Raw genomic sequence first — 8,658 nt, forward strand, 5'->3', positions numbered from 1 at the left:
CTCGATGGTCACCGCGACACCGAGCGGGATCCGGGAGAACGACTGGTAGATGCCCCAGTTCATGGCGCCCAGGCAGGCGCCGTACCGCGCGGCGACCAGCCAGTCGGCGCGGGTGCGTCCGCGCAGTCGCGGCCGCGCCCACACCATCAGGACCAGCGAGCTGGTCGCGAGGCGGAGCCACACGACTCCGTTGGGCGCGATGTCGTCGAAGAGGAGCTTGGCGAAGCCGGCCCCCACCTGGACCGAGGCGATCCCGAGCAGCACGAGCCCGATCGCCACGCCGAGGGACGGGCCGTGGCGAGGGGAGGGGTGCACCCGCCAAAGGTAGGAGGTCTGCCGTGGATGCGACGAACCGCCGGTCACCCCACGGACCGGCGGTTCGTGCCCCTCCCGGGGGCGGGTGGTCACTTCGCAGCGACGACCCCGTCGATGGTGACCTTGCGGCCGTCCTTGCTGGTGACCTTGATCTTCAGGGTGCCGGTCTGGACGCCGCCGAAGTCGGCGACGGGCACGGTGACCTGGCTGCCCTTGCCCTTGAGGCTGATGGTCCGCACGACCTTGCCGTTCCAGTAGACCTTGACCTTGCCGCCCAACTTGGCCTTGCCGACGATGAGGTCGAGGTGGCGGGCCTGGACGCCGGGCAGGACGAGCTTGCGGCCCTTCTGCTTGGTGACGGTCGCGGTGGAGTTGAACGCGCCGACCTTGGCGATCCGCTTCCACTTCTTCCCGGCCAGGGAGGTGTCGTCGAGCGGGACGGTGGTGCAGCGCTCGGCGGAGCGGAGGCCGAGGTTGTTGGCCTTGTCGGCGCCCTGCGCCTGGAAGCAGTGGGTGCTGCCGAACGTGCCGGCGAAGGGCTGTGCGGAGGTGGTCACGTTGTTCGCGATGACCTGCTGGGGGCCGAAGCCGGCGTTCCAGGCGGCCGAGCGGACCATGACGTCGACGGACTTCACGCCCGAGAGCGAGTCGGTGACGCTCCACGAGACCGGGAACGCGGGGGAGCCCACCTGGGCGCCCGGACCGGTCACCGTCGCGGCCGGCCCGGCGATGTCGAGGAAGTCCGCCTCGACGTACGACGAGAAGCCGTTCTCCTGGATGCCGACGGCCACGGCGTTGCCGTCGCGGTCCATGTCGGCCGCGAACGCGCCGTTGGTGGCGCCGGCGACGTACTGGCTCCACGGCAGCACCGGGTTGGTGTGGTGGCGCAGGGTCAGCTGGTCGGCGTCGTTGTGCACGACGACCTGGTCGGCGCCGTCGGAGACCAGGCTGCGGTGCATCTGGTTGGTGACGGTGCCGGGGTCGATCAGCATGGTCGCGCCGAACCCCTGGCCGGGCTTGGCGACCGCTCCCCGGATGACATAGGTCGTGTCGTTCTCGAACGCCGCCCAGGTGACCTGCATCGTGCCGTTCGGGCTGACCGACAGGTCGCGGTGGATGGTGCCGGCGCCGAAGGGCGAGACCAGCTCGGTGTTGCCGACGGCCCCGAGCGCATCGACCCGCGCCACGACGGCTCGCGGACCGTCGTTCTGCACGCCGCCGAACACGACGGCGCCCCGACCGTCGTCGGCGAGCTCGGCCACGGAGTCCTGGCTCACCGCGCCGTTCCACACGAGGGGCTGCGGGCCGAGCCACCCCGCGCTCGCCGTACGACGGGTGACCATCACGTCGCCGCCGTTGGCGGATGCGAAGTAGGACATCAGCACCTGTCCGGCAGGGTTCACGTCCAGGGAGGGGGCGTACTTGTGCGCACCGAAGTCGTCGAGGACCGGGGCGGCGCCCTTGGCCCAGGCGGTCGCGCGCACGTTGGTCACGCCGCCGTCCTCCGACTGGTACGCCACGTGCACGCGACCCGCCGCGTCGATCCCCGCGTCGATCGACTCGACGGTCTCGATGTCGACGGCCGGGCTGAGCAGGGTCGAGCCGTCCCAGTCGCCGTTGCCGAGGTAGCGCGCGCCGCGCACCTTCTGCTCGCCGCCGGTGGTCTGGTTCCACACCACGGCGAGGTCGCCGTTGCCGTTGGCCACGGCGTGGACGTCGTGCGCCTCGGTGACGGGCGCCGCCGTCACCTGCTTCGGCGCGCTCCACACGCCGTTGGTGGCGACGGCGGCGTACACCTTGGTGCCGCCGACGACCGGCTTGGTCCAGGCGGCGATCGCGTCGCCCGAGCCGAAGGCCGCGACGTCGACCGAGGTCGGCACGTCGCCGAAGTTGCTGATGTTGCCGCCGTCGACCCCGCCGACGGCCTGGGCGGGACCGCCGGCGACGGCGAGGGTGCCGACCGCGAGGGCGGCGGTGGTGAGGCCGAGAAGCTGCTTGCGGATGGTGCGCATCGTGGTGCTCCCTTGAGGACGGCCGGAGGCGGCCTGGATGGTTGTTCGACGTGGGTAGGAGCACCCGCCCGGACCGACCTTGCAGTTTTCGGGCGAAGACTTTTTGCGGAGATTTCGTCGGCGGACCGATGACTTCTGTCGGCGGTCGCGGTCACAGTGGGGAGCACAGGACGACGAGGAGGACGCGATGACCACGATCCTGATGGTGGGCACCCGCAAGGGACTGTGGGTGGGGCGGTCGGAGGACCGGGCGGACTGGGAGTTCACCGGCCCCCATCACGACATGGAGGAGGTCTACTCCTGCCTGGTCGACACCCGCGGCGCGACGCCGCGGCTGTTCGCGGGCGCCTCGTCGAGCTGGCTCGGTCCGCAGCTGCGCTGGTCCGACGACCTGGGGGAGACGTGGCAGGAGACGCCCAACGGCGCCATCCGCTTCCCCGAGGGCGCCGGCGCCACCGTGGAGCGGATCTGGCAGATCGTCCCCGGGGTCGGGGACGGCGTCCTGCACGCCGGCACCGAGCCGGGCGCGGTCTTCACCTCCACCGACGGCGGCGCCAGCTTCCGGCTCGAGGAGGCGCTGTGGAACCACCCCCACCGCGAGCAGTGGGACGCCGGCTTCGGCGGCCAGGCCTTCCACACCGTGCTCCCGCATCCCACCGACCCCGGCTCGATCACCGCGGCCCTGTCCACGGGCGGCGTCTACCGGACCACCGACGGCGGAGCCTCCTGGGCGCCGCGCAACCAGGGCATCCGCGCCGACTTCCTGCCCGAGGACCAGCGCTATCCCGAGTTCGGTCAGTGCGTCCACAAGGTCGCCCGCCATCCGAGCCGGCCGGAGCGGCTCTACGCGCAGAACCACGGCGGCGTCTACCGCTCCGACGACGAGGGCGGATCCTGGACGTCGATCGGTGACGGCCTGCCCAGCGACTTCGGGTTCCCGATCGTGGTCCACCCCCACCGCCCCGACACGATCTGGGTGTTCCCGCTCGGCGGCGGCGACCGTCGCTACCCGCCCGACGCGCAGGCCCGCGTGTGGCGCTCCGACGACGCCGGCGAGTCCTGGACGGCGTACGACACCGGGCTGCCCGACGCCTTCTACGTCGGCGTCATGCGCGACGCCATGTGCGCCGACTCCCACGATCCGGCGGGCCTCTACTTCGGCGCGCGCAACGGGTCCGTGTGGGCCTCGGCCGACGACGGCGAGTCCTGGCGTCAGATCAAGGCCGACCTCCCCGATGTGATGTCGGTCAAGGCGGGGGTCGTCTGATCGGGTCAGGCTGAGATCCCTCGCAGGGACGTCGGCGGTGACGACTAACCTGTGCGCATGACCGACACCTCGTCCACCCCCGACATCAAGCCCCGCTCGCGCGACGTCACCGACGGTCTCGAGAAGGCCGCCGCCCGTGGCATGCTCCGCGCGGTCGGCATGGGTGACGAGGACTTCGCCAAGCCGCAGATCGGCGTCGCGTCCAGCTGGAACGAGATCACCCCCTGCAACCTCTCCCTCGACCGGCTCGCCAAGGCCGTGAAGAACGGCGTGCACGCCGGCGGCGGGTACCCCCTCGAGTTCGGCACGATCTCGGTCTCCGACGGCATCTCCATGGGCCACGAGGGCATGCACTTCTCGCTCGTCTCGCGCGAGGTCATCGCCGACTCGGTCGAGGTCGTCATGAACGCCGAGCGGCTCGACGGCTCGGTGCTGCTCGCCGGCTGCGACAAGTCGCTGCCCGGCATGCTGATGGCCGCCGCGCGCCTCGACCTCGCGAGCGTCTTCCTCTACGCCGGCTCGATCATGCCCGGGCAGGTCGACGGCCGCGACGTCACGATCATCGACGCCTTCGAGGCCGTCGGCGCATGCCTGGCCGGCAAGATCACCCGCGAGGAGGTCGACCGGATCGAGCGGGCGATCTGTCCCGGCGAGGGTGCCTGCGGCGGCATGTACACCGCCAACACGATGGCGTCGGTCGGCGAGGCGCTCGGCATGTCCCTGCCGGGCAGCGCCGCCCCGCCGGCGGTCGACCGGCGTCGTGACGGCTTCGCGCACCGCTCCGGCGAGGCCGTGGTCAACCTGCTCCGTCAGGGCATCACCGCGCGCCAGATCATGACCCGCGAGGCCTTCGAGAACGCCATCGCCGTCGTGATGGCGCTCGGCGGCTCGACCAACGCGGTCCTGCACCTGCTGGCGATCGCCAACGAGGCCGAGGTCGAGCTGACCCTCGACGACTTCAACCGGATCGGCGACAAGGTCCCGCACCTCGCCGACATGAAGCCGTTCGGCAAGTACGTCATGAACGACGTGGACAAGATCGGCGGCATCCCGATGGTGATGCGCGCCCTCCTCGACGCCGGACTCATGCACGGCGACTGCCTCACGGTGACCGGCAAGACGATGGCCGAGAACCTCGACGAGCTCGCGCCCCCGGCCGTCGACGGCACGGTGATCCGCTCGCTCGACGCCCCGATCCACAAGAGCGGCGGCCTGACCATCCTCAAGGGCTCGCTGGCCCCCGAGGGCGCGGTGGTCAAGAGCGCCGGCTTCGACGACTCCGTCTACAGCGGCACCGCCCGCGTCTTCGACGGCGAGCGCGCCGCCATGGACGCGCTCGAGGAGGGCCGGATCGTGTCCGGCGACGTCGTCGTCATCCGCTACGAGGGCCCCAAGGGCGGCCCCGGCATGCGCGAGATGCTCGCGATCACCGGCGCGATCAAGGGCGCCGGCCTGGGCAAGGACGTCGTCCTGGTCACCGACGGCCGCTTCTCCGGCGGCACGACCGGCCTGTGCGTGGGCCACATCGCCCCCGAGGCCGTCGACGGCGGCCCGATCGCGTTCGTGCGCGACGGTGACCGGATCACCCTCGACGTGGCCAACCGGACCCTCGAGCTCGCGGTCGACGAGGCCGAGCTCGCCCGCCGCCGGGAGGGCTGGGAGCCGCTCCCGCCGAAGTACACCCGCGGCGTGCTCGGCAAGTACGCCAAGACCGTGAAGTCGGCCGCCCTCGGCGCCGTCACCAGCTGACCGGTCCGTGAAGCTCTACGACCGGGTCGACGGGCGGCTGCGGAGGTTCGTCGACGCCCAGCGGATGTTCTTCGTCGCGACCGCGCCGCTGGCCGGCGAGGGGCGGATCAACCTCTCGCCCCGTGGCATCGCGGGGACCTTCGGGATGCTCGACGAGACGACGTTCGCCTGGGTCGACGGGACGGGCAGCGGCAGCGAGACGATTGCGCACGTGCGTGAGAACGGCCGGGTCACGGTCATGTTCTGCGCCTTCGAGGGCCCGCCCAACATCGTGCGTCTCCACGGGCGCGGCCGGGTCGTGACGGTCTACGACGAGGAGTACGCCGAGCTCGCGGCCCGGTTCACCGACCTGCCGGGCGCCCGCGCGGTGGTCGTCGTCGACATCGAGCGGATCTCGGACTCGTGCGGCTTCGGCGTGCCCCTCATGGAGTACGCCGGCGAGCGCGACCTGCTCCAGCCCTACTTCGAGCGCAGGGGCGGGGACGGGTCGGCCGACTACCGGCGGCGCAAGAACCGCACCAGCATCGACGGACTGCCCGCCTTCGACTTCGACCCGCTCGACGAGTGGGCGACGATCGAGGGCCTCGGCCGGATCCGCGAGCGGCTCGCCGCCCAGATCGACGGCTGGGTGGCGCCCTACTCCTGGGCGCTCGCGCTCGACGGCGAGATCGGCCACCTCAACGCACCGGGCGGCCAGCACGGCCTGTCGGCGGTCCTGCTCGCGACGGTCCTCAAGCACGACGGCTCCACCGCCACCCTCGACGTGAGCCGCCAGCAGTTGGACGAGGCGATCGCCGCGCTGGCGCCGGCCGAGGCATGCACCGCGGTCCCGCACCCCAATCTCGCCGCCTGGCGGGCGCTGCGCGACGCGCACGACGAGCGCGACGGGTCGATCAGCGCCGTCTTCGTCCGCGACGCCGCCGACCCGGTGTCCTCGCCCATCGACGCGATCCTGCGCGCCCGCTGGTGAGCGGACCGCATCGCCTCGCCGCCGTCCTCATCCTGGGACTGGCGCTCCTCCTCGCGGCGTTCGCCGACCCCGGCCACGGCAGCCGGGACGTGACCGACGACGACCGGGCGTCGATCGCGGCGCCGGTCGATGCCGAGGTCGCGGTGCCGGATGCGCCCACCCTCCCGAGCAGCACGCCACGCTGGCGCTCGCAGCGGGTGCTGCCCGAGCGCGGGATGCTCATCGCCTACTACGGCACCGCGGGCAGCGGCTCGCTCGGAGTCCTGGGGGAGAGCTCGCCGAAGAAGGCGTTCCGTCGGCTGCAGCGTGCCGCCGCACCCTTCGAGCGGCCGGGACGCCCGGTGCGTCCGGTCTTCGAGCTCATCGTCAGCGTCGCCGACGCGCGCCCCGGGAAGGACGGCGACTTCAGCCACGACATCCGCAAGGCCGGCGTACGCCGCTACGTCGACGCCGCCCGTGAGCTCGGCGCACTGCTCGTGCTCGACATCCAGACCGGCCGCACGGACTTCCTGAAGGTCGCCCGGCGCTGGTCGTGGGCGCTCGAGCAGCCCCATGTCGGACTCGCCATCGACCCCGAGTGGCGGGTGCGGCGCGGCCAGCGCCCGGGCCAGGTGATCGGCAGCGTCCGCGCCGGCGAGGTCAACCGCACCAGCGCCTGGCTCTCCCGGCTCGTGGTCGAGCACGACCTCCCGGAGAAGCTGTTCGTCGTCCACCAGTTCCGCACCTCGATGGTGCGCCACATCGGCCGCATCAAGCAGCGCGACGGCCTCCAGCTCCTCCAGCACGTCGACGGGTTCGGCACACCCGGGCAGAAGCTGGACACCTACCACGCCGTGGCGCGGCCGGACATCTTCGCCATGGGCTTCAAGCTGTTCTACGACGAGGACGTGCACCGGATGGGTGCGAAGGCCGTCCACCGGATCCGCCCGCGCGTCCGGTTCGTGTCCTTCCAGTAGAGGGCCAGTAGAGGGCCAGTAGAGGGCCAGCAGAGGGTCAGTAGAGGGGGAGCCTGCGCATGGAGACCGACGAGCACGGCCAGCAGGTCGGGGACCCGGTGCCGGGCTGGGAGCCGCGGCCGTGGCCCGAGCCGGTGCCGCTCGAGGGGCGTTACGTCCGCGTCGAGCCGCTGACCTCCGCTCGCTACGCCGACCTGTTCGCCGCCGTCTGCGGCGAGGGTGACGCCGACCTGTGGACCTACCGGCCGATCCCGAAGCCCCGGACCCTCCCGGACCTGTGGATGCACCTGGCCGGCCAGCTCGACGACCCCGCCATGGTGACCTTCGCGCTGGTCCCGCTGGAGGGCGACGCCGCGGGTACGGCGACCGGCCTCGCGTCGTACCTGAGGATCGAGCCGGCCCACGGCGGGATCGAGGTCGGCGGCATCCTCCTCGGTCGGCTGCTGCAGCGCACCCGCGCCGCCACCGAGGCGATCCACCTGCTGATGCGCCATGCCCTCGACGACCTCGGCTACCGCCGCTTCGAGTGGAAGTGCGACAGCCGCAACGAGCCCTCCCGGCGGGCCGCGCTGCGCCTGGGCTTCGTCGCCGAGGGCCGCTTCCGCAACCACATGGTCGTCCAGGGGCGCAACCGCGACACCGACTGGTTCTCGGTCACCGACGCCGAGTGGCCCGCCGTCCGCGCGGCCCACGAGCGCTGGCTGGACCCGGCCAACTTCGACGCCTCCGGCCGCCAGCGGGAGCGGCTGGGGGTGCGGGGTGGTGCGGGCGGCGCGGTCGGCGCCGGGGGCGCGCTGTAACACGTTGTTCGCTGACCTGGCAGCCGCGTGTCTGCTGTTGCAGCCGCGTGCAGACGGTGTTGAGCGACGTCTTGCGGCGGGTAGGTCAGCGAACAACGTGTTACAGCACCCGCCAGCCCCCGCAGCCCGGCCCCGCAGCCCCGACCCCGCCGCCCACCTCGTGCTTGGCTGGACCCATGGACCAGCGGATCAGCTTCATCACCCTCGCCGTGGACGACCTCGACGCGACCCGCCGCTTCTACCGCGACGGCCTGGGCTGGGTGCCCGAGCTCGACGTGCCCGGTGAGGTCCTCATGTTCAAGGCCGGGCCGCTGCTGGTGCTCTCCCTGTGGGAGCGCAGCCACTTCGAGGCGGAGGTCGGTACGACGATGCGCGGGCCCGGGGTGGCGCCGCTGACGATCGCCCACAACCTGGCGACCCGCGAAGGTGTCGACGAGGTGCTGGCGACGGCCGAGCGGGCCGGCGCCTCGGTCGTGCACGCCGCCGAGCAGCGTGACTGGGGCGGCTACTCCGGCTACTTCGCCGATCCCGACGGCTACCGGTGGGAGGTGGCCTTCAACCCGGGCTCGGTGGGCGAGATCGTGCTGCC

Annotated in this window: 8 protein-coding genes; 6 read left to right on the top strand and 2 right to left on the bottom strand. The window is 72.1% G+C overall.

The features are described 5' to 3' along the window. The coding region (locus FHP29_RS22570; RefSeq protein WP_420813395.1) for an EamA family transporter at positions 1-315 on the bottom strand (315 nt) is incomplete at its 3' end. A gap of 89 nt (positions 316-404) precedes the next feature. Next, positions 405-2,327, bottom strand: a complete 1,923-nt coding sequence (locus tag FHP29_RS07245; RefSeq protein WP_139622187.1) for a hypothetical protein — start codon at positions 2,325-2,327, stop codon at positions 405-407. Between the two features lie 187 nt (positions 2,328-2,514). On the opposite strand from FHP29_RS07245, the gene FHP29_RS07250 reads away from it, so the two are divergent. The 6 genes from FHP29_RS07250 to FHP29_RS21615 form a co-directional block, all read left to right on the top strand. Continuing rightward, positions 2,515-3,594 (top strand): WD40/YVTN/BNR-like repeat-containing protein, encoded by a 1,080-nt coding sequence (locus FHP29_RS07250; protein ID WP_139622188.1) that lies wholly within the window; start codon positions 2,515-2,517, stop codon positions 3,592-3,594. A 57-nt stretch (positions 3,595-3,651) separates the two neighbouring features. Then, positions 3,652-5,343 (top strand): dihydroxy-acid dehydratase, encoded by a 1,692-nt coding sequence (ilvD, locus tag FHP29_RS07255; protein WP_139622189.1) that lies wholly within the window; start codon positions 3,652-3,654, stop codon positions 5,341-5,343. Positions 5,344-5,350: 7 nt separating this feature from the next. Further along, positions 5,351-6,313 carry a pyridoxamine 5'-phosphate oxidase family protein gene (locus FHP29_RS07260; protein WP_139622190.1) on the top strand — a complete coding sequence of 321 codons (963 nt, stop codon included), beginning with the start codon at positions 5,351-5,353 and terminating at the stop codon, positions 6,311-6,313. After that, positions 6,310-7,269, top strand: a complete 960-nt coding sequence (locus tag FHP29_RS07265) for a hypothetical protein (RefSeq protein ID WP_139622191.1) — start codon at positions 6,310-6,312, stop codon at positions 7,267-7,269. Before FHP29_RS07260 ends, FHP29_RS07265 begins: the two co-directional genes overlap by 4 nt. 59 nt (positions 7,270-7,328) lie before the next feature. Continuing rightward, positions 7,329-8,069, top strand: a complete 741-nt coding sequence (locus FHP29_RS07270) for a GNAT family N-acetyltransferase (protein ID WP_139622192.1) — start codon at positions 7,329-7,331, stop codon at positions 8,067-8,069. Between the two features lie 176 nt (positions 8,070-8,245). Beyond that, positions 8,246-8,658, top strand: a 413-nt coding sequence (locus FHP29_RS21615) for a VOC family protein (RefSeq protein ID WP_158296512.1), incomplete at its 3' end; no start/stop codon positions are given.

Origin of the sequence: Nocardioides albidus (genome assembly GCF_006335005.1) — a bacterium.
In the GTDB taxonomy this organism is placed as follows: domain Bacteria; phylum Actinomycetota; class Actinomycetes; order Propionibacteriales; family Nocardioidaceae; genus Nocardioides; species Nocardioides albidus.

Coding starts and splice junctions, on each gene's coding strand:
- FHP29_RS07245 (WP_139622187.1), bottom strand. CDS start 2,327: ATGCGCACCATCCGCAAGCAGCTTCTCGGCCTCACCACCGCCGCCCTC.
- ilvD (WP_139622189.1), top strand. CDS start 3,652: ATGACCGACACCTCGTCCACCCCCGACATCAAGCCCCGCTCGCGCGAC.
- FHP29_RS07270 (WP_139622192.1), top strand. CDS start 7,329: ATGGAGACCGACGAGCACGGCCAGCAGGTCGGGGACCCGGTGCCGGGC.
- FHP29_RS07250 (WP_139622188.1), top strand. CDS start 2,515: ATGACCACGATCCTGATGGTGGGCACCCGCAAGGGACTGTGGGTGGGG.